This is a genomic window from Ruegeria sp. HKCCA5839 (assembly GCF_013035585.1).
Lineage (GTDB): Bacteria > Pseudomonadota > Alphaproteobacteria > Rhodobacterales > Rhodobacteraceae > Ruegeria.
This window is the reverse complement of sequence record NZ_WQIE01000008.1, coordinates 25987-51700: the sequence shown is the minus strand read 5'-3', so window position 1 is coordinate 51700 and position 25714 is coordinate 25987. Positions and strand designations below refer to the sequence as shown.

The 25714-nt window shown below is 56.8% G+C and carries 21 protein-coding genes; 10 read left to right on the top strand and 11 right to left on the bottom strand.

Translation table 11 applies throughout. From position 1 onward, the window contains the following. Positions 1-3: 3 nt before the first annotated feature. From GOV38_RS18560 to GOV38_RS18530, 7 genes are all read right to left on the bottom strand, one after another. Positions 4-945, bottom strand: a complete 942-nt coding sequence (locus GOV38_RS18560; RefSeq protein WP_171102580.1) for an alpha-E domain-containing protein — start codon at positions 943-945, stop codon at positions 4-6. 3 nt (positions 946-948) lie between these two features. Beyond that, the gene (locus GOV38_RS18555) at positions 949-2367 is read right to left on the bottom strand and encodes a circularly permuted type 2 ATP-grasp protein (protein ID WP_171102582.1); all 1419 of its coding nucleotides are present in this window, start codon (positions 2365-2367) and stop codon (positions 949-951) included. Positions 2368-2483: 116 nt separating this feature from the next. Next, entirely contained in the window at positions 2484-3326 is an 843-nt protein-coding gene (speB, locus tag GOV38_RS18550; protein WP_171209332.1) for an agmatinase, read from the bottom strand. Next, positions 3323-4492, bottom strand: coding sequence for a carboxynorspermidine decarboxylase (locus tag GOV38_RS18545; RefSeq protein WP_171209333.1), 1170 nt, complete (start codon positions 4490-4492; stop codon positions 3323-3325). The genes speB and GOV38_RS18545 overlap by 4 nt, the downstream gene beginning before the upstream one ends. An 86-nt stretch (positions 4493-4578) precedes the next feature. Next, positions 4579-5790: a saccharopine dehydrogenase family protein gene (locus GOV38_RS18540; RefSeq protein ID WP_171209334.1), complete on the bottom strand. Its 1212-nt coding sequence runs from the start codon at positions 5788-5790 to the stop codon at positions 4579-4581. A gap of 19 nt (positions 5791-5809) precedes the next feature. Continuing rightward, positions 5810-7699, bottom strand: a complete 1890-nt coding sequence (gene speA, locus GOV38_RS18535; protein WP_171209335.1) for a biosynthetic arginine decarboxylase — start codon at positions 7697-7699, stop codon at positions 5810-5812. 266 nt (positions 7700-7965) lie between these two features. Then, entirely contained in the window at positions 7966-8271 is a 306-nt protein-coding gene (locus GOV38_RS18530) for a YciI family protein (RefSeq protein WP_171209336.1), read from the bottom strand. An 88-nt stretch (positions 8272-8359) separates the two neighbouring features. On the opposite strand from GOV38_RS18530, the gene GOV38_RS18525 reads away from it, so the two are divergent. From GOV38_RS18525 to GOV38_RS18515, 3 genes are all read left to right on the top strand, one after another. After that, the gene (locus GOV38_RS18525) at positions 8360-9235 is read left to right on the top strand and encodes a LysR family transcriptional regulator (RefSeq protein ID WP_171209337.1); all 876 of its coding nucleotides are present in this window, start codon (positions 8360-8362) and stop codon (positions 9233-9235) included. Between the two features lie 193 nt (positions 9236-9428). After that, the gene (gene aspT / locus GOV38_RS18520; RefSeq protein WP_174838758.1) at positions 9429-11141 is read left to right on the top strand and encodes an aspartate-alanine antiporter; all 1713 of its coding nucleotides are present in this window, start codon (positions 9429-9431) and stop codon (positions 11139-11141) included. 14 nt (positions 11142-11155) lie between these two features. Beyond that, positions 11156-12745 carry a bifunctional aspartate transaminase/aspartate 4-decarboxylase gene (locus tag GOV38_RS18515; protein ID WP_171209338.1) on the top strand — a complete coding sequence of 530 codons (1590 nt, stop codon included), beginning with the start codon at positions 11156-11158 and terminating at the stop codon, positions 12743-12745. A gap of 48 nt (positions 12746-12793) precedes the next feature. Here GOV38_RS18515 and GOV38_RS18510 read toward each other — a convergent pair whose 3' ends face one another. From GOV38_RS18510 to GOV38_RS18495, 4 genes are all read right to left on the bottom strand, one after another. Next, a complete protein-coding gene (locus tag GOV38_RS18510) occupies positions 12794-13138 on the bottom strand; it encodes a DUF427 domain-containing protein (protein ID WP_171209339.1) in 345 nt (114 codons plus the stop codon). 61 nt (positions 13139-13199) lie between these two features. Next, a complete protein-coding gene (locus GOV38_RS18505; RefSeq protein WP_171209340.1) occupies positions 13200-14990 on the bottom strand; it encodes an aminopeptidase P family protein in 1791 nt (596 codons plus the stop codon). Between the two features lie 166 nt (positions 14991-15156). Further along, positions 15157-17034, bottom strand: coding sequence for a cobaltochelatase subunit CobT (gene cobT, locus GOV38_RS18500; RefSeq protein WP_171209341.1), 1878 nt, complete (start codon positions 17032-17034; stop codon positions 15157-15159). 99 nt (positions 17035-17133) lie between these two features. Then, positions 17134-17406: a hypothetical protein gene (locus GOV38_RS18495; protein ID WP_171133103.1), complete on the bottom strand. Its 273-nt coding sequence runs from the start codon at positions 17404-17406 to the stop codon at positions 17134-17136. Between the two features lie 657 nt (positions 17407-18063). Here GOV38_RS18495 and GOV38_RS18490 point away from each other — a divergent pair. The 7 genes from GOV38_RS18490 to GOV38_RS18460 all read left to right on the top strand — a co-directional run bounded on the left by GOV38_RS18490 (position 18064) and on the right by GOV38_RS18460 (position 25608). After that, complete coding sequence (locus tag GOV38_RS18490; protein WP_171209342.1) at positions 18064-19089, top strand: LacI family DNA-binding transcriptional regulator; 1026 nt, start codon at positions 18064-18066, stop codon at positions 19087-19089. Between the two features lie 94 nt (positions 19090-19183). Further along, the gene (locus GOV38_RS18485) at positions 19184-20488 is read left to right on the top strand and encodes a sugar ABC transporter substrate-binding protein (protein WP_171209343.1); all 1305 of its coding nucleotides are present in this window, start codon (positions 19184-19186) and stop codon (positions 20486-20488) included. A gap of 109 nt (positions 20489-20597) precedes the next feature. Continuing rightward, positions 20598-21464 carry a carbohydrate ABC transporter permease gene (locus GOV38_RS18480; protein ID WP_171209344.1) on the top strand — a complete coding sequence of 289 codons (867 nt, stop codon included), beginning with the start codon at positions 20598-20600 and terminating at the stop codon, positions 21462-21464. 12 nt (positions 21465-21476) lie between these two features. Further along, positions 21477-22307, top strand: a complete 831-nt coding sequence (locus GOV38_RS18475; protein WP_171133107.1) for a carbohydrate ABC transporter permease — start codon at positions 21477-21479, stop codon at positions 22305-22307. 12 nt (positions 22308-22319) lie between these two features. After that, positions 22320-23324: an ABC transporter ATP-binding protein gene (locus GOV38_RS18470; protein WP_171209345.1), complete on the top strand. Its 1005-nt coding sequence runs from the start codon at positions 22320-22322 to the stop codon at positions 23322-23324. Next, the gene (locus tag GOV38_RS18465; protein WP_171209346.1) at positions 23321-24094 is read left to right on the top strand and encodes an L-iditol 2-dehydrogenase; all 774 of its coding nucleotides are present in this window, start codon (positions 23321-23323) and stop codon (positions 24092-24094) included. Before GOV38_RS18470 ends, GOV38_RS18465 begins: the two co-directional genes overlap by 4 nt. After that, entirely contained in the window at positions 24094-25608 is a 1515-nt protein-coding gene (locus GOV38_RS18460; RefSeq protein WP_171209347.1) for a mannitol dehydrogenase family protein, read from the top strand. The genes GOV38_RS18465 and GOV38_RS18460 overlap by 1 nt, the downstream gene beginning before the upstream one ends. Positions 25609-25714: the final 106 nt, after the last annotated feature.

Genomic DNA, 25714 nt, shown 5'->3' with positions numbered 1-25714 from the left:
GGCTTACTCATAGAACCGATAGTCAATTTCGATCTGCCGACTTAACTGATTGAGATCCCTCAGAAAGTCCTCGATATATTCATGCAGGCCAGCCTCAAAAATATTCGCGATGCTTCTGTCGAGATACGTATCGAATAACGTGTTCGAGGCTTCGCAAGAAGACCCGGCGAAACCATAGTCCTTTTTCAGATAGGCCAGGTTTTCCTGAATCTTGCGGCAACAGAAATGCAGGCTTCGCGGCATACGCTGATCGAGGATCAGAAACTGCGCGATATCGGAGGGCGTTGTCTTTTGTCCATGGGTAATGCGGTAACCGCCACCCGCGCCCACCGAGCGCAGAATGCTCTCCCATTGGATATTGTCCAACGATGAGCCAACCGAAAACGCGGTGGGCAGCAGGACATAGTACTTTACGTCCAAGATCCGGCCCGTATTGTCCGCGCGTTCGACAAAGGTGCCGATGCGCGTGAAGTCGAACATGTCATTGCGCAGCATGGTGCCCAGGTTCGCGCCGCGCACCAAAGCCGCCTGATGGCGGATCATTTCCAGCACGCCAGGCAAATCGCGTTCACTGACACGGCGTTTCATGGTGGCATCGACCCGCATCCAGGTGGCGTTTACCGCGCTCCAGACATCATGGGTCAGCGCTGTCCGTACAAGTCGCGCATTGTCGCGCGCCTGTTTGATCACCGACCGGATTGACGAGGTGTTTTCCATGTCCCGCAACACCCAATCGATGGCGTTGTCTTTGGTGACCTCATCATATTTGCTCAGATATCCGTCCAGCACGCCCGTGGTCTTCAACACCGAAGCCCATTCCTCGACCGAGTTATGGGTTCGGGTCAAAGCCATACGCTGACCAGTTTCCAACAGCCTTGCGGAGTTTTCTGCGCGTTCCAGATATCGCGCCATCCAGAACAATCCGCCTGCGGTTTTTCCCAACATGGCCTAGTCCTCCAGAACCCAGGTGTCTTTGGTTCCGCCACCTTGGCTGGAATTCACAACCAGAGAGCCTTTCTTCAGCGCCACACGCGTCAGGCCACCCGGTGTGATTTTTACACCTTCTGGTGACACCAGCACAAAGGGCCGCAAGTCCACGTGGCGCGGGGCAAGCCCGGAACGGGCGAAAATCGGAACGGTCGACAGGGACAAGGTCGGCTGTGCGATGTAATTCCCCGGGCGCGCTTTCAGCTTGGCCCGGAAGGCCGCAATTTCCTTTTTGCTGGCGGTGGGTCCGATCAACATCCCGTACCCGCCCGATCCGTGCACCTCTTTCACCACCAGGTCAGAAAGGTTGTCCAAGACGTAAGCCAAAGAGTCCGGATCGCTACAGCGCCAGGTCGGGACGTTCTGCAACAATGGCTTTTCGCCGGTATAGAACTCCACGATTTCAGGCATGTAGGAATAGATAGCCTTGTCATCGGCGATCCCCGTCCCCGGCGCGTTTGCTATCGTAATGCCTCCGGCGCGATAGACGTCCATGATACCGGGCACACCCAGCGCACTGCTGGGATCAAAATTCAACGGATCAAGGAAGTCGTCATCCACCCGGCGATAGAGCACGTCAATCGGTTTGTAGCCCCGCGTGGTTCGCATACAGACGCGACCATCCACCACGCGCAGGTCATGACCTTCAACAAGTTCAACGGCCATCTGATCGGCAAGAAACGCGTGTTCGTAATAGGCCGAATTGTATATGCCCGGCGTCAACACCGCCACGGTTGGTTCACCTTCGGCGCACGCCGGTGCGCAAGCCGCAAGCGACCGCCGCAGGTTGCGCGGGTAATCCGAGACGTTCCGCACATTGGTCGCGCTGAACAGTTCGGGGAACATCTTGAGCATGGTTTCCCGGTTTTCCAGCATATAGCTGACACCGGAGGGCGTGCGCGCATTGTCTTCCAGCACGAAGAACTCGTCAGGCCCGGTACGCACCAAATCGATCCCAACGATATGCGTGTAGACCTGACCCGGAGGGGCAACGCCCAGCATCTGAGGTAGAAACGCCTCGTTGGACGCAATCATTTCGGCCGGAACACGCCCTGCCCGCACGATTTCCTGTCGATGATAGATGTCATAGAGGAAGGCGTTGATCGCCCGCACCCGCTGTTCGATGCCGCGTTCCAGGCGCTGCCATTCCCGGCCCGAGATCACGCGTGGAACGATGTCGAAGGGAATTAATCGTTCTTCGGCTTCGGCCTTGCCATAAACGTTAAAGGTAATACCCGTAAGCCGGAAAACCTCTTCCGCTTCGCGCTGTTTCGCCCGCAGCCGCGAGGCATCTTCCGCATTGAACCACCGACCGATTTCTTCGTAGGGCCCCCGAAGCGTCCCCTCGCCGGTGAACATCTCATCAAAATATTCACTCATAGAGTCAGTTTGACGAACGCACCGAGGTTTGCAAGAGGGACAATCTTAGGAAAGTCGCTACCTTGGGCGACGCGACTATTTTTCGGGCACCGCCCAAAACCAAGGGGACCGGCCATTCAGCACGCTGCCATAAGCCGGTACACGATCTGAGCAGCGGTGAAATCCCATGCGGCGTCGCCATTTGGGGCCAGTTCGACCACATCGAACCCAACACATTGCCGCCCCTGCAACGCGTTCTCAACCAAATGCAGCGCCTGATAGAACGAGATACCACCAGGCACCGGCGTGCCCGTCGCGGGCATTTGGCTTGGGTCGAGGCCATCAACATCAAAACTGACATAGACCTTTTGCGGAAAATCCTTGGGCAATTCGACCGAGTGGACATTGCCGGTCACCAGCTCTTCGGCGTCCACGTGAAAGACGTTGTTCGCGACACGGCTTTCCGCCTCTTGCGGGCAGAGCGCACGGACACCGAACTGTGCAAGGCGTATGCCTTGCTGGGTGAGCAGGTGCATGACCGAGGCATGGGAATGTACCTCACCCTGATACGCAATCCGCAGGTCTGCATGAGCGTCTATCTGCACGATGCCGATAGGTTCATCCAAAGCCCGCGCGACGCCTGAAACGGCGCCATAGCTCAGCGAATGCTCACCACCCAAAGCCACCGGGATTTGGCCGGCTCTAACAACAGCTTCGGTTTTGGCCGCGATACGCTCCATGACCTCGGGCAAAGGTCCGTCGCAGGCGACGGCGTCATGAGTGAATATGCCCGCAGCACAAGGCTCAATCCCCTTGCACAAACGCTCCAGTTCGTTCGACGCTTCAATGATGGCCGATGGCCCCGCCTGGGTGCCAGACCCATATGACACGGTGCGCTCCAACGGCACAGGAATGAGGTGAAAGCGAGCGCTTTGCTGTCGTTCGCTTTCAGACAATTCGCTGTCTAGAAAAATGCTCATGATAGCCGGTCCTTGAAGTCGTCATAGCCGAACTGCCTAACGATTTTCAGTTCATCCGTTTCGCTGTTCCACAGCGCAATCGTCGGCAAGGGTACGCCGTTGAACGTATTGGTCTTGACCATCGAATAATGCGCCTGATCAAGGAAAGCAAAGCGTTGGCCGATTTCCAGCGGCCTGTCCCACGTGTAGTCCCCGATCACGTCGCCCGCCAGACAGGACGGCCCACCCAGACGGTACGTATGGCCTGCTTTGGCCTCATCCATCAGCGCAGGGCGGTAAGGTGCTTCGATCACATCGGGCATATGACAGGTGGCCGAGATATCGGTAATGGCGAGGTTCATGGCATTCACCGGGAGGTCAAGGATCTCGCCCACAAGGATACCGGCGTCCAGCGCCACGGCTTCGCCGGGTTCGAGATAGACATCGGCACCATAGGTTTCTCGGATGGATAGGATAAAGGCGACCAACCCATCCCGATCATAATCATCGCGGGTGATGTGATGGCCGCCACCAAAGTTCAGCCATTTCAGCTGGCCAAGATAGGGTTTGATTTTGGGTTCAACGGCCGCCCAGGTTCGCTGTAGTGGCGCGAAGCCCTGTTCGCAGAGCGTATGTATATGCAGCCCGTCGACACCTTGCAGAATGTCCGGGCCTAATTGGCTGACCGGAGTGCCCAAGCGCGAGCACGGGGCACAGGGGTCGTATTTAGGGATTTCGCCCTCAGAATGTTCGGGATTGATCCGCAGCCCAACCTGAACACCTGCGGCCTGTGCTTTGGCCCGGAAACGGTCCTTTTGCGCCGGAGAATTAAAGATCACGTGGTTAGAGAGCGACAGGATTTCGTCAATATCGCCGTCTTTGTAGCCCGCGCAAAACGTAGCGACCTCGCCGCCATATTCCTCGCGGCCCAGACGCGCCTCATAGATGCCGCTGGCACAGGTGCCGCCCAGGTGTTGTCGCACCAGGGGGGCCAGCGCGAACATCGAAAACGCCTTGAGCGCGCTGAGGACATGCGCGCCGGAACGGTTGCCGATATCGGCCAGTGTCATCAAATTACGCTCAACCGCCTTTTCGTCGACCACGAAACACGGGGATGGGACGCGGGTAAGGTCGAATTCGCGGAAAACACCGGCATCTCCGGCTCGGGTGGTCATCATATCGGACATGTCAGGCGTCTCCGCTGCTTGGAGAAGCCGGGGGGCGCTGCCCCCCGGACCCCCCGAGGTATTTTTGAACAGAAGAAGTTCTGGAGTTAGAAATCGACGGGACCGTCGAGCTCATGAACCTGCCAGGGCAAACCGTGGGTGTTGAGCATGTCCATGAAATCATCAGGGTCGAGCTGTTCCATGTTCCACACGCCGGGATCACGCCAATTGCCTTTCAGCACCTGCGCCGCGCCGATCATGGCGGGAACACCGGTAGTATAGCTGACGGCTTGGCTGCCGACCTCGGCAAAACACTCTTCGTGATCGCAGATATTGTAGATATAGAAGGTCTTTTCGCCCGAGCCGTCGTTGGCCTGACCCGTGGCGATATCGCCGATGCAGGCTTTGCCTTTGGTTTCGGCCCCCAGATCGCCGGGATCGGGCAGCAGGGTTTTCAGAAACTGGATCGGGATGATTTCCTTGCCGTCATGCATGACCGGGTCGATCCGGGTCATGCCGACATTTTGCAGCACCTTGGCATGGGTGATGTAGGCGTCGCCGAATGTCATCCAGAACCGGGCGCGCTCGATCTCGGGGAAGTGGGTCGAAAGCGATTCCAACTCCTCGTGATACATCAGGTACATGTTCTTGGGACCGATGGCGGGGAAGTCGAATTCGACCTTGTGGGTCATTGCCGGGCTGTGGTGCCATTTGCCCCCTTCCCAGTGGCGCACCTCGGCCAGCACTTCACGCAGGTTGATCTCGGGGTTGAAATTGGTGGCAAATTCCTGATCGTTCGAGCCGCCATTGGCGTCCAGCACATCGATCTGGCGGATTGTCTCAAGCTTGTGTTTCTTGAGCCATTTGGCGAAGACGGATGTAACCCCGGGATCAAAGCCGGAACCCAAAATGGCCGTCAGACCAAGCTCTTCGAATTTTTCCTGATAAGCCCATTGCCAGTGGTATTCGAACTTGGCCTCATCTTCGGGCTCGTAGTTCGCGGTGTCGAGATAGTGACACCCGGCCTCAAGGCAGGCGTCCATCAGCACCAGATCCTGATAGGGCAGCGCCAGGTTCACAAGGATCTCGGCCCCGGTTTTGCGGATCAGCGCCACCGTATCTTCGACCTTATAGGCATCCAGTTCAGCGGTTGCGATATCGACGCCGACACGTTCCTTGACCGATTTGGCAATCGCGTCGCATTTCGATTTGGTGCGGCTGGCCAAGGTGATTTCGGTAAAGATGTCCGAATTCATCGCCATCTTGTGCACGGCAGCGTGGCTGACGCCGCCGGCCCCTACTACAAGTGTCTTTCCCATAGTCTTCTCCTTACCGAGATCATTCAAAATAGGTATAGCCATTCATCGAGTCGCGATACGCCCCGATCAGAGTTTTCCGTTCATTGGCCTGGATCGCACCGGCCGAGATGGCTTCATCCACGATTTTGCGGAAGGCGGCGACGCAATCGGCTGGGTCATATTCGACATAGGACAGGACCTGAGCGATGGTGTCGCCCTCTTGTTCGTGCAGCAGGTCGAACTTGCCATCCGGGCGCAGGTCGATTGTCACCACATTCGTGTCGCCAAACAGGTTGTGCAGATCACCAAGGGTTTCCTGATAGGCCCCCACAAAGAACACGCCCAGGTAATAGGGCTGATCTTCGGGCAGTGAGTGCACCGGAAGAGACGGAGCGATATCCCCGGCCAGTATGAACTGATCCATTTTTCCATCACTGTCACAGGTGATATCGGACAGCACCGCGCGCCTGTCTGGCGTTTGGTTTAGCATCTGCAACGGCACAATCGGGTGCAATTGATCGATGGCCCAGACATCCGGGAGAGACTGAAAGACCGAAAAGTTGCAGTGGTAGACATCAGCGATTTTTTGCAGTTCGCGGTCCAGCTCGGCGTTTTGCGGGTTACCCTGCGCGATATCCTTGATCCGGGCCATCAGGTTCAGATAGATGCGCTCGGCTCGGGCCATTTGACGGATATCGACATAGCCGCGCCGGAACAGGGCGCGCAGCTCGTCCCGATAAAACCGGGCGTCGTTCCAGCATTCCTGCGCCCGATCTTCAACCAGATAGCCCGATACGGCAGCAAGGTCCGAAACCAGATGGTGATCATCGGGTTCGACCGAAGGTGCATCTGGCGCATCGTAAAGCGTGCTTTCCAGAACGTCGAAGATCAGCATCGACGAGGTCGCCGAGACCGCCCGCCCGCTTTCGGTGACCAGAACAGGGTGATCGATCCCGGCCTCGTCCATCGCATAAGCCACGGTTTCCACGATATTGGCGCAGTATTCAGCCACCGAATAGTTGATCGAATTCTCGGTTGCGCGTTGCTCACCGGTGTAGTCCACACCCAAACCACCCCCAAGGTCCAGATGGGTCAGTGGTACACCGTCGCTGGTCAGCTCGGTGAAATAGCGGCAGGCCTCGGTGACCGCGCGGCGCACATCGTTGACGTCGGGAACCTGGCTGCCCAGATGCGAATGCTGGAGCTTGAGGCAGTGCAACAGGTTTGCACCGCGCAGACGGTCGACGACGCGCAGCAGTTGATCGGTGTTCATGCCGAACGCAGACCGATCCCCCGAACTGCTTTGCCACTTGCCGCTGATCTGGTTGGTCAGCTTGACCCGAACGCCCAAGAGCGGATCGATGTTCAGCTCTTGCGCCACTTCGACCACGATCTCGGCCTCTTTGGGGCTTTCCAGGACGATGACGGTGTTGAACCCCAGCCGACGCGACAGGACTGCCAAACGCACGAATTCGGCATCTTTCACCCCGTTGCACACGATCAGCGCGTCCTTGGCCAAACGGTGCGCCAAGGCGATCACCAGTTCGGGTTTTGACCCGGCTTCCAACCCATAATCATACTGCCGCCCAAAGGCGACAATCCGGTCAACCACCTGTGCTTGCTGGTTCACCTTGATCGGGAAAACGCCGCGATACTGGGCCTTGTAATTCGACTTTGCGATTGCTGCGGCGAAGCTTTCGTTCAGATGACGGATTTCAGCCTCAAGAAAGCTTTTGACCCGCAGAACCATCGGGCTGGCAATGCCGCGCTGTCGCAAGTCGTCCAAAATACCGGGCAGACTGATCGGCGGCGCCTGAGGGTGCGCCGGGTCCTTCAGCGCCACATCCCCATTGGGCAGTACAGACAGCAGATCTTTGCCCCAACGGTCGATACCGTAAACAGAGTCGGAAACGGGCTGTTCAGCAGACATGGGAACATACCTTTTTCAGTATTTAGGTGAGGATAGAGGTTTCGACGCGACAGAGGAATAGCGCGGTTCTAGGCGGGCTCTATCTGTCCAGCATTCAGAAGATGATGCCACATCATCAACGTACTCCAATACCCAAAGGCGGCCCAGAATCGTACGACCCGCACGCGCATCGTATCTGATTTTCGCAGGCTAAAATCAACATGTGAAACTCGGCACAAAGCGTGGTCACTGCATTAGGGTGCTTGTGCGCCGAGCCCATGGTGGCCCTATGTTACTTTGAACCGGCTTACGCCGCCTGAAAACACTTGGGTCCACGGGATGATCACGTAGGACTGACGTAGGCCCGTCGGCCAAAACGGGTCCTCGTGCACAAGCTTTTCGATTTCGGCTTGAGAATCGGCTTCCAAGATCCACAGGCCGTCGCGGCCTTTGTTTTCGGGGTCGGCCAATGGTCCCGCTGCCTCGACCTTGCCCTTGTTCTGTTCCAGAAAGGCCAGGTGCCGGGACATATGAGTTTTGCGGATGTTCGGGTCAGAGTCAGGGTTATCCTCGAAAAGTATGATGTATTTCATAGCTCATTTCCTTGGTTTGGTGCGCACAATGCATCGCACGGCAAACTTGAAGATTGAGGTGCAAATTTTGCCGACCTAATCTGCATTTATGCAGCCTCATGATTGGAACGATCTCAAATACGCTCTGGCCCTCTTTCGTACGGGAAAACTGAAAGAGGCGAGCCGATTGCTGGGCGTAAGCGAAACAACCGTATCCAGAAGGATCAAGGCGCTTGAACTCAGTCTGGGCACCTCTCTTTTTCTACGCAGCCCACAAGGTCGCTATGAACCCACAGATAACGCACTGGCGATCCTGCCTCGGGCAGAGGCCATTGAGCGCGAAAACTTGGCCTTGAGCGAAAGCATCGGACAAAAGCCGCATCAGATCGTTGGGCAAGTACGCGTCAGTTCGGTGCCTTTGATCGTCAATCGTTTTCTGGTGCCCAAGCTTCGGCCGATGTTGCAAACCCATCCCCTCTTGACGGTCGAACTGGTTCCGACGTCAGAGAACCTTGATCTCTCAAAGCGCGAAGCCGATCTTGCGGTCCGCCTTGGGCGTCCTTCAAGTGGGGGTTTGCGCACAAAGGCTCAGAAATTGGGTGCGCTGACATTTGGGGTCTATGCGGCAAGTTCGTGCCCCGCTGCGCATCCCGATACACAGTGCTGGATCACCTATGATGATGTTCATGCCGAACTCCCACAGGCGCGCTGGCTTGAAGCCCATGTTCTGGATCCAGAAAGGAAGCGGTCCAACCTGAGGGTTGCTGATGCGGAAACCGCGCTAGAAGCTGTGGCCAAAGGTCTGGGCACATCACTTCTTCCGGACGCCGTCGCTGCGCATGACCCAAGATTGAAACGCCTTTCCGGTGACAAACTGACAAACCTTCCGACGCGTGAAGTTTGGCTGTTGTCTCATATCGATCAGTCTTCGCGCAGATCGGTTGTTGCCGTCAAAGAATGGTTGGCAAACCTTTCCTGGGTTTGAACAATTTACCAGGCAAGTCGCATAGACTTGGTTTTTGCCCATCCGAAGCACACTCAAAATCGCTGGCGCGCGCGTCACGTTGTGCTTGCGCGCTGCGTAAATAAGCCGAGACGACCCAAAGATGGGCTTGTTTTGTCACCTGAAAGTGGCTGTAATAACCCAATAGTTGAATTTGTATTTGATAGGGTTGCCCATGATTGATGCTGTTGAACATCTTTTCACAGTTGCACCGTTTGCAGCCCTTTTTGTGACGATCGCCTTAGGGTTCTTGGTTGGAAAGCTAACAATTGGCCGCTTTGTCCTAGGTGGGATCGCAGGCACTTTGCTGGTCGGTGTTGTCATAGGGCAGTTTGGTGTCGAGCTGGACGCCAGCGTCAAAACCGTTTTCTTTGCCCTGTTTATCTACGCGGTTGGATATCAGGGCGGGCCTCAATTTGCCCATGCGTTGAATTTGCGGTCGTTGAACCAGCTTGCTTCGGCATTTGTCATGTGTGTTGCGGGTCTGGCCTGTGTGATCATTGCCGCTTTGGTCTTCAATCTTGACCGGGGAACCGCTGCGGGGCTGGCAGCAGGAGGTCTAACGCAATCAGCGATCATCGGAACGGCGGGGGGCGCTATTTCGAAACTGGATGTCTCGGCCGATCTGATGCGCGAGATGGAGACCAATGTCGCGGTTGGATATGCGGTGACATATATCTTCGGCTCGCTTGGCCCAATTCTGATCGCCACATGGTTCATACCCATGATTATGAAATGGGATATTCGCGCCGAGGCTATCAAGCTGGCGGAGCAGATGTCCGGGGGGCGCACGGTTTTGGGACCTGGACAGTTCAATGCAGTCCGGGACGTAGTTACGCGGTTCTTCGAGGTCAGCCCTTCAGCCTCGGTCGTTGGTAAGTCGCGGTCTGACGCCGATGGAATGATCGGTGATGCTGCGATTGAGGCAATCATTCGAGATGGAAAAGCTTTAGATCTGACAGATGCGCTTGAGATCGCCGCAGGAGATGTCATTGCGGTTTCGGGCCCAACGGCTTTGGTTCAGAAAAGCGCTCCTTCGATTGGCGAAGAGGTGATTGCACCTGCGGGTTTCGAACTGGTTCAGGAAGGCCGAGAGATCGTTTTGTCCAATCGCGCTTTGGTCGGCAAAGAGCTGCGCCAGTTGCACGACGAAATCGGGGCAGACATCCGTCATGGCGTGTTTCTGACAAGCGCGAAACGACTGGGTCACGATCTTCATATCGCGCCGAAACTGGAACTGCGGCGCGGCGACGAGTTGCATTTCACGGGTGCGCCCAAGGATCTCGACCGGATCGAAAAACTGGTCGGGTACAAGATTTCGGCGGCTGCCGTGACCGATTTTGTGTTTTTCGGCCTGGGGCTGGTGATCGGCTTTTTGCTGGGTTTGATCGAATTCAAGATAGGTGGCGTGCCCGTCAGCATCGGAACCGGCGGTGGATGCCTGCTGTCCGGCCTGTTCTTTGGCTGGCTACACAGCACGCATAAACGCTTTGCGGCTTTGCCCGTTGGGGCTTCGAATTTCCTGAGGGATTTCGGGCTGGCTGTCTTTGTTGGCGTCGTTGGAATTTCAGCTGGACCGCAAGCCCTGACCACGCTCAAAGAGTCGGGGCTGACGCTGTTCTTTCTGGGCGTCTTCGTTACGATCGTGCCGCAGATCGTGGTCTTTTTCTTTTCCTATTACGTCTTGCGCATCCAGAACCCGATTGAAGCTTTGGGCTGCCTTGTCGGTGGACGCAGCGCAAACCCGGGTTTTGCGGCGCTTCTGTCCAAAGCCGGAAACGCTACACCTGTTGTGTCCTTCACGGTGACCTATGCGGTTGCAAACGTCTTTCTGACACTTTGGGGGCCGATCATTATCGGCGTCGTCACAACGAACCCGACACCATAACTCGGAGACAATCCATGAGTGATATCGATACTGCCAAGTTAGCCGCGCTCAGCCCGTTCGAGCTGAAGGACAAGCTGATCGAGATTGCCAGCTCCGACGCGGAACGGATGATGTTGAATGCGGGTCGTGGCAACCCGAATTTTCTGGCCACGCTACCCCGTCATGCCTTTCTAAAGATGGGAGAGTTCGCGTTACAGGAGGCTGAAAGGTCTTACTCCTATCTGAACAGTGGCTTTGGGGGATTGCCGGAAACTGACGGCATCGTCGGTCGGTTCGAAGCCTTCGCCAACACGCATCACGATGACAAGGGCATTGGCTTCATTCGGGCGGCCATTGCTTATGTCAAAGACCAGTTGGGATTGGACCGGGCCGCATTTCTGTCTGAGGCCGTAGGGGCGTTCTTGGGTTCAAACTATCCAGTGCCACCGCGCATGCTTCGCCATGCCGAAGAGATAACCAAAGCCTATATTGCCCAGGAAATGTTTGGAAAGATGCCGCGGCGCGGTGACTTTTCGCTGTTTGCGACCGAGGGCGGTACCGCGGCGATGACCTATATTTTCCAGACGCTCAGCGTGAATGCATTGGTCAAGCCGGGGGACAAGGTTGCGCTGGCAACCCCCATATTCTCGCCTTATCTGGAAATCCCGCCGCTTCCTGGGCTGGACCTTGAAGTGGTCGATATCCGTATGGATGAGGAAGACGACTGGCAGCTTCCGCAAAGCGAGATCGACAAGCTCAAAGACCCGTCGATCAAAGTTTTCTGTGTGGTCAATCCCAGCAACCCGCCCTCGGCCAAACTGTCTGACGCATCACTTGCGAAAATCGCGAAGCTGGTCGATACCGAACGCAAAGACCTGATCATCGTCACCGATGACGTCTACGGCACTTTCGCGGATGATTTTGTCTCGCTCTTTGCAAGCTGCCCGCGCAATACGCTGTGCGTCTATTCCTTCTCGAAATATTTTGGCGCAACGGGATGGCGCTTGGGTGTCATCGGGCTGCACGAAGACAATGCGCTGGACGACGCGCTGGCAGCGCTGCCAGAAGAAACCAAACAAATACTCGATCGCCGTTATTCGTCTCTGACCACCGAGCCACGCGCGATCAGGTTTATCGACCGTCTGGTGGCAGACAGCCGCGCCGTTGCGTTGAACCACACCTCTGGACTGTCACTGCCGCAGCAGTTGCAGATGACCTTGTTTGCGCTGAACGGGTTGATGGATATCAACGGCGATTACAAGGCGGCGGCAAAACGACTGGTCCGGCATCGGTTTGATACGCTTTATGCCCATATGGGTATTTCGCTGGTCCGCACGGAAAACGATATCGCCTATTATTCCCTGATCGACCTGAAAAAGCTTGCTTCAAACCTTTATGGCGATGGGTTTTCCAAGTGGTTCGAAGACAACGACAAGGCGACCGATTTTCTGTTCCGTCTGGCCAAGGAAACGGGGGTGGTGCTGTTACCGGGCAAAGGGTTTGAGGTCTTGGACCCCTCGGCGCGTGTGTCGCTGGCGAACCTGACGGAACATGACTATGCGAGCATAGGCAGATTCACACGCCAGGTCCTGGACGAATATTTCGCAGAGTACCAAAAAGGCTGAGGGTGGCGCCGACCAGAGGCCGGCCCAGAAAGCAGTTGGCGAATTCGCTTACAACTGTTCGACTTTGACCGAGTCGGACTGATAAAAAGCGAGGTACCCTTTGATTTCCGATACCGCATCTGAAGGGTCTTCATAGCTCCACGCAGCATTTTCGGTCACCGAGGATTTGTTGACAATCGAATAATGTGTCGCCGTCCCCTTGGTCGAGCACTGGCTTGTCTTGTCGGTCTGGTCCAAAAAAGCCATCGCGATATCAACGCGTGGGAAATAGATTACCGGGTCGTGATCACCTTCAAGCAATTCCAGCGCGTGCAGCGTTTCCCCCAAGATAGCGCCGCCCGAGCGAACACTCCACTTACCGGTGGCTTTGCGTATTGTGATCTTATCGGTCATATTCCGTTGTCCTTTGTATTTCAGCGCTGTTCCTGTGCCTGCCAGATGTAACAACTTGGTGTCAAATCGGGGCAGTTGCGGCATCCAACCACAGTTGCGCAGCCTCACCCACCCGATGGCGCGTCTTTTGCGCGACTTCATGGTGGTAGGCGTTCAACCATTCGCGTTCGGCCCCGGTCAGCATATCGACGTTGATCAAGCGCCGGTCAATAGGAACATAGGTCAAGGTCCGCCAGTGCAGCATGGCCCTTTCGGCATCGCCTTGGGGCAAATTGGGTGCGTTTTCGACGACCACAAGGTTTTCAATCCGAATACCAAAGGCACCCTCGCGGTAGTATCCCGGCTCGTTCGACAGGATCATTCCCGGCTCGAGCGGGACATGGCTGACCCGCGATAGCCGTTGGGGCCCTTCATGGACGCTGAGATACGCCCCAACACCATGGCCCAAACCATGATTGAAATCCTGCCCCGCCTGCCATAACGGCGCCCGCGCCACGCATTCGATATCCCGCCCGGCCAGACCCATCGGCCAGCGCAGCATCGACATTGCAATCATGCCCTTCAGGACCCGCGTGAAACAGGCTTTCTCTTCATCACCCACCTCTCCGATCGCGATGGTCCGGGTGATGTCCGTCGTCCCGTCCAGATATTGCCCACCACTGTCGAGCACTAGAAGATGGCCGTTTTCCAGCACAGAATCCGTCTCTTCGCTGACGCGGTAATGAATGATTGCGCCGTTGGGCCCGGTTCCCGAGATCGTGTCGAATGAAATGTCCTGCAATGCATTGTCGCGGCGCCGGCTTTCTTCGAGACGGGTCACCACTTGTGTCTCAGTCACGCTGCCCGGGGTCTGCGCATCCAGCCAACAGAGCAATTCGATCACGGCAGCTGCGTCGCGCAAATGGGCCTGCGCGCTGCCCTCAATTTCGGCCGCGTTCTTGCAGGCCTTGCGCAAGGCACAGGGGTCGCTGCCTTTCACCAGCTTTTCGCCCAATCGGTCGGCGACGATTTGAGGTACGGTTCCGGGATCCACTTGGATCTTGCCTTGAAGGCCCTCAAGCGCAGACAGAAACTCCGCTGGCTCGCGTTGTATGACCTTTGGATCCAAATGATCGTCGAGCCCCGCAAGTTTGACCGCGGACATGAACAGATCCACCTGCCCGTCGCTGTGCAAAACAGCAAAGCCGTGTGCAACAGGGTTGTAAGAGATGTCCGAGCCCCTGATGTTCAGCAGCCACATAATGGAATCGGGCAAGGTGATCACCGCCGCCGCGTGCCCGTCTTTGTCCAAAACCTGCGCCAAACGCTTGATCTTGCTTGCCGCCTCTTCCCCTGCAAATTCGATCGGATGGGGTTTCACCGGGTTCATGGGCGGTTCCGGCTGATCCTCCCAGATGCGATCCACGAGGTTTTCGCTGCGCACCAGCTCGATCCCGGTCCCTTGCAACTGCGCCTGCGTCTCGGTGATCTGACCCAGCGAATGCAGCCAAGGGTCAAAGCCCACCTTACCTCCGTTTGGCAATTGCTCTTTCAACCAGGCGCTCAGGCTGACATCCGGCCAGGGAACAGGCGTGTACTCTGCCGCCACCTGAGCCTTCACCTGTGTGCGATATCGCCCATCGACAAATACCCCCGCGATATTTCGCAGTGCGACACAGAACCCAGCCGATCCCGTGAAGCCGGTCAACCAGGCCAGACGCTCATCACGCGGAGCCACATATTCGCCCTGATGCGCGTCCGAACGCGGGATCAGAAACCCATCCAACCCATCGCGTTCCAATTCTCCGCGCAAAGCCGCAAGCCGGGGCGGCCCCTGCTCTGGTCGCGCGGTCACTTCGAATGATTGGAACATGGCAGGCCTCGTTTTCAGCGGTTCACGAGAACCTGATGGGCAAACCCCCAAATGTCCAGAAGCAGTTCCCCTGAGCACTTTCAACGGAGGATGAAATCGTCGCAACGATGCGCGATGCTCGCGACCAACAGCTTCTCAAAACCAGCTAAACGAAGGCAGGACGCGTCTAGCTGGCCCGCTTCATCCCCATGACACGCGCCCTTGCGCGGGGGTCGCTGTCGAACAGGGCGGCAAGCTGTTCGGTCATGGCACCCGCTAGCTGCTCGACATCGGTGATCGTCACAGCGCGGTCGTAATAGCGGGTCACGTCATGGCCGATGCCGATGGCCAGCAGCTCGACCATCTTGCGCTTTTCCACCATAGCGATCACGTCGCGCAGGTGCTTTTCAAGATAATTCGCCGGGTTCACGCTGAGCGTGGAATCATCAACCGGGGCCCCGTCAGAAATAACCATCAGGATCTTGCGCTGTTCGCGTCGGGCCAGCATGCGCCGATGGGCCCATTCCAGCGCCTCACCGTCGATGTTTTCTTTCAGCAGACCCTCTTTCATCATCAGGCCCAGATTGGGCCGCGCGCGTCGCCATGGGGCATCAGCCCCTTTATAGATGATATGGCGCAGGTCGTTCAGACGGCCCGGTTGCAGCGGGCGGCCATCGTTCAACCAGGCCTCACGCGCTTGACCGCCTTTCCAGGCGCGCGTGGTAAAGCCCAGGATTTCGACCTTCACGTTGCAACGTTCCAGCGTCCGCGCCAAAACATCCGCACAGATCGCGGCAATAGAGATCGGACGACCGCGCATCGAGCCCGAATTGTCCAGCAGCAGAGTTACAACCGTGTCGCGGAACTCGGTATCTTTTTCGACCTTGAAGCTGAGCGGCGTGGTCGGGTTGGCCACAACACGTGCCAGACGGCCGGCATCCAGAATGCCTTCTTCGCGGTCAAATTCCCACGACCGGTTCTGCTGCGCCTGCAAGCGGCGTTGCAGCTTGTTGGCCAATCGGCTCACGGCACCTTTCAACGGTTCCAGCTGTTGGTCCAGATAGGCGCGCAGCCGTTCAAGCTCGGCCGGTTCGGCCAAATCTTCGGCGGCGATTTCCTCGTCGTGAGTGTCCAGATAGACCTTGTAGTCGGGGTCGGCCTCGGATGCGGGTGGCGGCGCAGGCGGTTCCAGCGGAGCCTCGCCCTCGGGCATCTCCGCCTCATCGCCCATCTCCTCTTCGGCCATCTCATCCATCGAGACCTGGGCCTGGGATTGGTCCTGCTGCTCTTCCTGAGACTGTTCGGGGTTGGCGTCGGCGTCCTGTTCGTCTTGATCGTCCTGACCCGTGCTGTCGGGATCGGGCTGTTCTTCGGCGTCTTCTTCGGCCTGATCTTCCTGTTCTTCGTCCAACTCATCCGGGTCGTCACCCAGCTGGTCTCCATAGCCCAGATCCTTGATCATCTGACGGGCGAATTTGGCAAACTCCGCCTGATCCGAGATCACGTCGTCAAGGTTTTCAAGCAGGCCGCCGGCCTGTTCCTCAATAAAACCGCGCCACAGGTTCATGATATTGTCCGCAGCTGGCGGCAGGTCTCGCCCGGTGGCCAGATGCCGGATCAGATAACCCGCGGCAACCGACAGGGGCGCATCGGCAGGTTGCTTGCATTGATCGTAGCCACGCCGGATTGCCTCATGCCCGATCTTGACGTCGATATTGCTTGCGGTACCGGGCATATCGCGCGCGCCCATTGCCTCGCATCGCGCGACTTCCATCGCCTCATAGAGATCCCGCGCCATATCCCCCGGAGGCGCATAGCGCGCATGGGTGGAATCGTCGTGATACTTTCGCTGCAGCGCCAAGGCATCCGCAGTTCCCCGCGCCAGAAGAACCTCTTCTCGGGTCATCCGGCGCGACACCTGCGGCAGGCGCATGGACTCGCCCGTCATGCCCGACGGATCCACCGTATAGGTCACGTTCAACTCGGGATCATCCGCCATCACCTTGGTCGCTTCGGCCAAGGCTTTCTTGAACGGATCTGCGGGGTTGTCGTTGGGCTTGTTCATCGGCTGCGGGTCCGGCGCTGTTCTTTCCGGGCAACCTAGAGCCATTCAGACCCCTTGGCCATAGGGCCAGCCGCGTTTTCCCATCAAACCAGCTGAGGTCTAGAGCACAACCTTCCGGCATTCGGCAATGCGATGGCCGAGTTGCCGATTGGCGACCTGAGTGATCCGCGCATCAAAACTGTAATCCACGTCTGCCAATAAATAGGCGATCTCAACCCAACCGCGCACGCGCCACCGTTTTGGCTCTTGTGTATCGACGCCTTCCATAAGGGCCGAGGGCAAGACCGTCTCCAGCAGCAGGTCAAACTGCTCTTGCATTGCGATCGTACTGTCCAGATCCTTGCTTTCCAGTGCGCGCTGTCGGGTCGCCAAAGCTTCTAGCCTGCCAGAACAGATAGCAAATAGCTCTGCCCTTGCCGAAGACGTCGCCGGAAGCGCCGAGGCTGATGTTGACAGCACCAACGCGCAAAAAAGCCCGATAAGTGAGGTATGTAATCTCGACATGCTTTAAACATACACTTGATGCAATATGTATAAAACAAGTATATACAGCTAACGCTGCTCCATGTGTTGATCATGTAACAGGATGGTAGGCGACCGACGAAGGCTTTGACCCTCGCCTAAAACCGGCAGCTGACCAGTTCGACTAAGCAGCGTGAAAAGGGCGTCCCTGACCTGCGAACTCGTACAGCTGGTGCTTTCGCATATTTTATTTTGAAAAGCAGAGACTTACGCCCAGAGACCGTTAACACGCGCCCGTATTTTTTTGGTCAAATCCCAGAACGGCAAACAAACGATGCAAAGCTGAACTGAACCGTAGGTCCTTGATATGCGTAGCTTACACAGCATGGGCTACCGTAAACCCATCAAGAGGATCTGCGTCTCGCATTAGCCCCCTCTTAAGCCCGATCACATCAACAAATCGTTGTCACGCGTGTACCAGCCCTGCTATTGCTTTTTTTGGCGCGCGCAAAGAATATGTAAAGTTATGATAAGACTAAGGCGGCCAGGACCCGCAGGCTGAACGGCATGACAAAAATAAAAAACATGGAAGAGTTCGCGACCCTGAGCGGCATCTCGCGACCCACAGTTTCTAAATACTTCCAAGATCCTGACAGTGTTCGTGCAACTACCCGGGCACGCATCGAAGACGCTCTGGAACGGTTCGACTATCGCCCGAATATGTATGCGGTGAATCAGAACAGGAAATTGACCAAGAATATCGGTATTGTTGTACCTTATCTGGCCGATCCCTTCTTTGCAGAGATAGCCCGCTATCTAGAGCAAAGCTGTATTGCCGCAGGGTATCGCCCATCTCTTTTCAGTGCGCATGGTGAGCAAAAATTGGAGAACGATATTCTGGACGGGCTTCAATCCATGAAACCCGCCGGAGTTCTGTTGGCCCCGTTGGGTCGGATCTCTGACAGATCCGCGATCGAGAAATTTTGCGCCAATGTGCCGACTGTTCTGTTCGACAGCAACCTCGACGGTCTGGGCGCTGCGTTTATCGGATCTGACAATCACAGCTTTGTATCGCAGACCGTGGAATATATGACCCGCACCGGAGAGCCACCCTCGTTCTTTGAAATGCGCACCCCTGCCAACCCCAACGCCAACAAGCGCAGAAAAGCCTATGTTGAAGTGATGGAAGGTCTGGGGTTCGAACCTCATATCATCAAAGTTGATGGCAAAGGCTGGGCGTTTGAAGAAATTGGGCACAAGGGTGCGCTGAAAGTTCTGGAAGAGCGTGGGTTAAAAACGGATTCCGTCCTGTGCAGCAATGACCGGCTTGCCATCGGCTTTTTGGCAGCATGTTTCGAACAGGGGATTCGGGTCGGTCGCAAAGAGGATTGCACATTGCGCTTGGCGTCGAACGATGATCATCCCTTCGCAAAGTTCACCTGCCCGTCGCTTACCACAGCGGCCCACGACTATGACAACGTGGCCACGCGGGCCGTGGAAACCTTGTTTGAACTCATTGAAAACGGTGGGAAATTCGAGAATCGAACCGAGACGCTTTTCCCGACACGACTTGTATTAAGGGACTCCGCGTAAGCTATTTTTTTAACGCGCGTAAAGTTTTTATTGACGGCGCGACAATTTACGATCTACCCTCCCTGCACGACATCCAAGCTCAGGGAGGACAGGGATGTATCTAAAGAACGCACTTCGTGCGGCGACTGCGCTGACTTTCGTCGCCACCGCCGCGGCTCAGGCACAGACGATCACAATCGCCACAGTGAACAACGGCGACATGATCCGGATGCAGGGCTATACCGACAACTTTACCGAAGCGACCGGAATTGATGTCGAATGGGTAACGCTGGAAGAGAACGTACTGCGTCAACGCGTGACCACAGACATCACCACCAAAGGTGGTCAGTTCGACATCATGACCATCGGTATGTACGAGACACCCATCTGGGGTGCAAATGGCTGGCTGGTTCCGCTGGACGGCATGTCGGAAGAGTATGATGTGGGCGACCTGTTGCCTGCAATGGCCGGTGGTCTGAGCCATGAAGGCACGCTTTATGCCGCGCCTTTCTATGGCGAAAGCTCAATGATCATGTATCGCACCGACCTGATGGAAAAAGCGGGAATGGAGATGCCCGAGGCGCCGACCTGGCAGTTCATCCGCGAGGCGGCGGCGGCCATGACCGACCGAGACAACGACATCAACGGTATCTGCCTGCGCGGCAAGGCCGGTTGGGGTGAAGGCGGTGCGTTTATCACAGTTACCGCAAACTCATTTGGTGCCCGCTGGTTTGACGAAGACTGGAAACCTCAGTTCGACCAACCCGAATGGAAAGAGGCTTTGACCTTCTTTGTCGACATGATGAATGAATCTGGTCCGGCGGGATATGCGACCAACGGGTTCAATGAAAACTTGTCGCTGTTTCAGCAGGGCAAATGTGGCATGTGGATCGACGCCACGGTTGCGGCCTCTTTTGTAACCAACCCGAATGACTCGACAGTGGCCGACCAGGTTGGGTTTGCCTTGGCTCCGAACTCGGAAGGTGTTGAAAAACGTTCAAACTGGTTGTGGGCTTGGGCGCTGGCAATCCCAGCAGGGACGCAGCAAGAAGATGCGGCCAAAAAGTTCATCGAATGGGCGACCTCGAAAGACTATATCGAATTGGTTGCCGAGAACGAGGGTTGGGCTAACGTTCCGCCCGGCGCCCGGACATCCTTGTACGAAAACCCGAACTACAAAGACGTCCCATTTGCCGCAATGACGCTGGAATCGATCTTGGCCGCTGATCCGCAGAACTGCTGCGCTCAGCCAACGCCCTATACCGGCGTCCAGTTCGTCGCGATCCCCGAGTTCGCAGGTATCGCCACCCAGGTGAGCCAGGAATTCTCGGCGGTTTATGCCGGACAGCAAACAGTGGATGAAGCCCTGGCCAAGGCGCAGGCCTTCACCGAGGAAGAAATGGAAGCCGCAGGCTACTGACGGCACACTCCCAGCGGGCGGGCAGTGTCTTGCCCCCCGCACCACCCTTCCCCAACTCGCGTTTTTCTCGCAGGCTGGACCTACCGCCTGAACAGAGAGGGTTTGCGTTATGGCTACTCAACACTCCCGATCCGTCGCCCGGCTGATGATGGCACCCGCTGTGGTCCTGCTGCTTGGTTGGATGCTCGTACCGCTGACGATGACGCTGTACTTTTCCTTCAAGAAATACCTGCCGCTGCGCGGAGGGGATCTGGGTTGGGTCGGGTTCGACAACTACATACGTTTCGTCTCATCCAGTTCCTTCTGGCCTGCGGTCCAGGCGACCCTGACAATCGTCGGCGGAGTTCTGATCATCACGGTCATCCTCGGCGTCTTGCTGGCGATGCTGTTGGATCAACCGATGTGGGGCCAAGGCGTCGTCCGCATTCTGGTCATCGCACCCTTTTTCGTAATGCCAACGGTATCCGCTCTGGTCTGGAAGAACATGTTCATGGATCCCGTCAATGGCCTGCTGGCGCATCTGTGGCGCTTTTTTGGGGCCGAGCCGATCTCGTGGCTGTCCGAGGCGTCGATGACCTCGATCATCATGATTGTCTCATGGCAGTGGCTGCCCTTTGCTACGCTGATCCTGTTGACCGCGATCCAGTCGCTGGACAGCGAACAGCTGGAAGCCGCCGAGATGGATGGTGCGCCGCCATTGAAACGCTTCTATCACATCATCCTGCCGCATCTCAGCCGCGCGATCACAATCGTGATCCTGATCCAGACGATCTTTCTTCTGTCGATCTTCGCCGAGATCTTTGTGACCACCGGCGGCGCGTTCGGCACCCGCACCCTCACCTACCTGATCTTCCAGCGCGTTCTGGAAAGCCAGAATGTCGGTCTTGGGTCGGCCGGAGGGGTATATGCCATCATCCTTGCCAATATCGTTGCCATCTTCCTGATGCGCATCGTCGGCAAAAACCTGGACGCGTGAGGAGGTAAGACCATGGCCCGCGCTGTCACATCCCGCCGCAAAACACTGAACACCGCCCTTGCCTGGGCCGTTGGACTGCTGATCTTTTTCCCGATCCTCTGGACCATCCTGACCAGCTTCAAGACCGAGGCACAGGCGATTGCCAGCCCGCCTCTGTTCCTGAATTTCGACTGGACGCTTGAAAACTATGCCATCGTGCAGGAGCGCTCGGATTATATGCGGTTCCTGTGGAATTCGGTCATCATCGCGGGTGGCTCGACCATCCTGGGTGTGATCATCGCGGTGCCTGCGGCCTGGGCCATGGCCTTTGTACCATCCAAGCGCACCAAGGATATCTTGCTGTGGATGCTGTCCACCAAGATGCTGCCTGCGGTGGGGGTTCTGTACCCGATCTACCTGCTGTTCATCCAACTGGGTCTGCTGGACACGCGCGGCGGGCTGGTTGTGGTGCTGATGCTGATCAACCTGCCAATCATCGTATGGATGCTTTACACCTATTTCCGCGAAATTCCCGGCGAAATCCTCGAAGCCGCCCGCATGGACGGAGCCACGTTGAAAGAGGAAATCCTCTATGTCCTGACGCCCATGGCCGTGCCCGGCATCGCCTCGACCGTATTGCTGAACTTCATCCTGGCCTGGAACGAAGCATTCTGGACCCTGAACCTCACCGCCGTTGACGCGGCCCCGCTGACCGCCTTTATCGCCAGCTATTCCAGCCCAGAGGGCCTGTTCTTTGCCAAGCTCAGCGCGGCCTCGACCATGGCGATTGCACCGATCCTGATCCTGGGCTGGTTCAGCCAGAAACAACTTGTCCGCGGCCTGACCTTCGGCGCAGTGAAATAAGGAACACGACGTATGGGACGTATCCAACTCAAGTCTGTGACCAAAAGCTTCGGCGACGTGCAGGTCATTCCGCCGCTGGATCTGACCATCGAAGATGGTGAGTTCACCGTATTCGTCGGCCCCTCGGGCTGCGGTAAATCCACCCTTCTGCGCCTGATCGCGGGGTTGGAGGATATCACCTCGGGCTCCATCGACATCGATGGCGCGGATGCCACCGACGTACCGCCCGCCAAACGCGGGTTGGCGATGGTGTTCCAGTCCTATGCGCTCTACCCGCATATGACTGTACGCAAGAACATCGCTTTTCCGCTGCGCATGGCCAAGCTGGATCAGGCTGAGATCGACAAGCGGGTTGAAGGGGCGGCAAGCGTGTTGAACCTGACCGACTATCTGGACCGCCGCCCCGGGCAATTGTCTGGCGGTCAACGTCAACGCGTTGCCATTGGTCGCGCGATCGTGCGGGAGCCCGCCGCGTTCCTGTTTGATGAACCACTGTCCAACCTCGACGCTGCCTTGCGCGTAGGGATGCGACTTGAGATCAGCGAGCTGCACGAACGTCTGGCAACCACGATGATCTATGTAACACATGACCAGGTCGAGGCCATGACAATGGCCGACAAGATCGTCGTCCTGCAAGCCGGTGTGATCGAACAGGTCGGCAGCCCGCTGGATCTGTATCGCACGCCGCGCAACCTGTTTGTGGCGGGCTTTATCGGCTCACCCAAGATGAACTTCATCGAAGGGGAAGAGGCCGCAAAACATGGTGCCCACACAATCGGCATTCGGCCCGAACACATCGCTGTGTCAGAAAGCCAAGGGGACTGGTCGGGGGTTGTCAGTGTTTCCGAACATCTGGGGTCAGACACGTTCTTCCACGTACACGACACCGGGCTGGCCGAGACGATAACTGTGCGTGCCGATGGCGAGGTCGGTTTTCGCCACGGGGACCGGATTCACCTGACCCCACGCGCGGATGTGATCCACAAGTTTGACGCCAAGGGCCTGCGGATCGAATGACACGTCTGGCCGGAAAAACCGCCCTGATCACCGGGGCCGCACGGGGCATCGGGCTGGCCTTTGCCAAAGCATATGTGGCCGAAGGCGCGCGTGTTGCCATCGCTGACATTGACGTCCAACGCGCAAAGGAAGCTGCCGAAGAGATTGGCGCGGCCGCATTGGCTGTCGAAATGGACGTGACACGCCAATCAAGCATCGACAACGCCGTCGACAAGACCATAGAACACTTCGGCCCCATCGACATCCTGATCAACAACGCGGCCATCTTCACCGCCGCACCGATCACCGAGATTGAGCGCGCCGATTATGACCGCGTGTTCGCCATCAACGTAGCGGGCGCGCTGTTCACGATGCAGACCGTCGCGCGCCACATGATCGAACATGGCACCAAGGGCCGGATCATAAACATGGCGTCCCAAGCCGGACGCCGGGGCGAACCGCTTGTGGCCGTCTATTGCGCGAGCAAGGCGGCGATCATCTCTCTGACCCAATCTGCGGGCCTCAACCTGATCTCACACGGGATCAACGTCAACGCGATTGCTCCCGGAGTCGTGGACGGCGAACACTGGGACGGGGTCGATGCGTTCTTTGCGAAACACGAAGGCAAACCCCCCGGCCAAAAGAAACGAGAGGTTGCAGCCGCCGTTCCCTACGGCCGCATGGGACGCGCCGAGGACCTGACGGGCATGGCGGTGTTTCTGGCTTCGGACGAGGCCAAGTACATCGTGGCTCAAACCTACAATGTTGACGGTGGAAACTGGATGAGCTGATGGATCCCGAGGCGACTGCAATCCCCCTGACAAAACTGCACCGCGACCGGTTTGCCGCTTTGCCGGTTGGTGTGAGCGCTCCGACCTATCGCAGATCAGATCTGACACCCGGCATCGTTCATATCGGCGTGGGGAATTTTCACCGCGCTCATCAAGCTTGGTACATTCACCAAATGATGCAAAACGGGCTGGCCCATGACTGGGCCATCATAGGTGCCGGGGTAAGAGATTACGACGCCGCGATGCGCAAGACGCTTATTGCACAGGACTGCCTGACAACATTGATAGAGCTTGACCCAAAGGGGATTTCTGCCGAGGTGATCGGCCCAATGATCGACTATCTACCGATCGAGCGAAATAATGCAGCCTTGATCCAAAAGATGGCCGACCCAGCCATCCGCATTGTGTCTCTGACCGTGACGGAAGGTGGCTATTTCCTGGATGCAAATACCGGTGCATTTGACACCGACCACCCCGATCTAAAGCATGATGCCACCAACCCCGACCAACCCCGCACGGCCTTTGGCGCTCTGGTGGCAGCACTTGATCAACGTCGCCTGAACGGGGCTCAACCGTTCACGGCGCTCAGCTGCGACAACCTTCAAGGCAATGGTTCGATCCTGCGAAGCTGCGTTGTCGGATTGGCGCAAATGTCCAACCCTGATCTGGCCAGCTGGATTGACCAGAACGGCGCGTTTCCAAATTCGATGGTCGATTGCATCGTCCCGGCGACAACGGACCAGGTGGTATCTCAATGCCATGCGCTTGGCCTTGATGATCAGGCACCCGTTTCCCACGAAAACTTTCGTCAATGGGTGGTAGAAGACGATTTCTGCGCGGGGCGCCCCCCTTTTGAACGGGTTGGTGTAACGCTGACCCGCGATGTGCACAGCTATGAGACAATGAAGCTGCGTATTCTGAACGGTGGACATCAATTGCTTGCGAATGTGGGTGAAGTTCTGAATGTTCCCACAATTGCCTACTGCATGCAGGATCCCGATATCGTTGCGTTTTTCAGGAAGGTTCAGACAGAAGAAATTCTGCCCCATGTCCAAGCGGTCCCGGGAACAACAGCGCAGGAATACCTAAGTTTGGTCGAACGGCGATTTGCAAACACCGCAATCCATGACACCACCCGCCGCGTGGCCTTTGACGGCTCATCACGGCATCCGGGGTTCTTGCATCCGTCTTTGAACGACGCAATTGCGGCTGGATCTTCCTTGTCAGGCTTGGCACTGGCCGAAGCATTCTGGTGTCGGATGTGCGCAGGGGTTCGTGAAAACGGCTCGGAAATCGAAGCCAATGACCCTCAATGGGAAGACCTACATCTGACCGCTCGGGCCGCGAAAGCCAACCCTGAACTCTGGATCAGGAAAACGCAAAACTTTGGCGACATGACCCAGCAGCAAGGCTTTGCCAAAGCGTTTGCGCACTGGTTGACCCTCATCTGGGGGCGTGGGTGCCGCGCAGCGATCGCTGAATTTACCGTTATTGGTTCTGCTTCGATCCAATAGAGTTCGAGACCGAAGATCATGCTGCGCACTCTCGGCAGGCGAACACGATTCCAACGGCGCGAGCCACGAATTCAATACGGCTTAGGCGTTGTTTCCGTGATCAAAA

Bases quoted from the DNA above. Each gene is read 5' to 3' on its own strand.
- GOV38_RS18560 (WP_171102580.1), bottom strand. From the start codon at position 945: ATGTTGGGAAAAACCGCAGGCGGATTGTTCTGGATGGCGCGATATCTG.
- GOV38_RS18555 (WP_171102582.1), bottom strand. From the start codon at position 2,367: ATGAGTGAATATTTTGATGAGATGTTCACCGGCGAGGGGACGCTTCGG.
- speB (WP_171209332.1), bottom strand. From the start codon at position 3,326: ATGAGCATTTTTCTAGACAGCGAATTGTCTGAAAGCGAACGACAGCAA.
- GOV38_RS18545 (WP_171209333.1), bottom strand. From the start codon at position 4,492: ATGTCCGATATGATGACCACCCGAGCCGGAGATGCCGGTGTTTTCCGC.
- GOV38_RS18540 (WP_171209334.1), bottom strand. From the start codon at position 5,790: ATGGGAAAGACACTTGTAGTAGGGGCCGGCGGCGTCAGCCACGCTGCC.
- speA (WP_171209335.1), bottom strand. From the start codon at position 7,699: ATGTCTGCTGAACAGCCCGTTTCCGACTCTGTTTACGGTATCGACCGT.
- GOV38_RS18530 (WP_171209336.1), bottom strand. From the start codon at position 8,271: ATGAAATACATCATACTTTTCGAGGATAACCCTGACTCTGACCCGAAC.
- GOV38_RS18525 (WP_171209337.1), top strand. From the start codon at position 8,360: ATGCAGCCTCATGATTGGAACGATCTCAAATACGCTCTGGCCCTCTTT.
- aspT (WP_174838758.1), top strand. From the start codon at position 9,429: ATGATTGATGCTGTTGAACATCTTTTCACAGTTGCACCGTTTGCAGCC.
- GOV38_RS18515 (WP_171209338.1), top strand. From the start codon at position 11,156: ATGAGTGATATCGATACTGCCAAGTTAGCCGCGCTCAGCCCGTTCGAG.
- GOV38_RS18510 (WP_171209339.1), bottom strand. From the start codon at position 13,138: ATGACCGATAAGATCACAATACGCAAAGCCACCGGTAAGTGGAGTGTT.
- GOV38_RS18505 (WP_171209340.1), bottom strand. From the start codon at position 14,990: ATGTTCCAATCATTCGAAGTGACCGCGCGACCAGAGCAGGGGCCGCCC.
- cobT (WP_171209341.1), bottom strand. From the start codon at position 17,034: ATGAACAAGCCCAACGACAACCCCGCAGATCCGTTCAAGAAAGCCTTG.
- GOV38_RS18490 (WP_171209342.1), top strand. From the start codon at position 18,064: ATGACAAAAATAAAAAACATGGAAGAGTTCGCGACCCTGAGCGGCATC.
- GOV38_RS18485 (WP_171209343.1), top strand. From the start codon at position 19,184: ATGTATCTAAAGAACGCACTTCGTGCGGCGACTGCGCTGACTTTCGTC.
- GOV38_RS18480 (WP_171209344.1), top strand. From the start codon at position 20,598: ATGGCTACTCAACACTCCCGATCCGTCGCCCGGCTGATGATGGCACCC.
- GOV38_RS18475 (WP_171133107.1), top strand. From the start codon at position 21,477: ATGGCCCGCGCTGTCACATCCCGCCGCAAAACACTGAACACCGCCCTT.
- GOV38_RS18470 (WP_171209345.1), top strand. From the start codon at position 22,320: ATGGGACGTATCCAACTCAAGTCTGTGACCAAAAGCTTCGGCGACGTG.
- GOV38_RS18465 (WP_171209346.1), top strand. From the start codon at position 23,321: ATGACACGTCTGGCCGGAAAAACCGCCCTGATCACCGGGGCCGCACGG.
- GOV38_RS18460 (WP_171209347.1), top strand. From the start codon at position 24,094: ATGGATCCCGAGGCGACTGCAATCCCCCTGACAAAACTGCACCGCGAC.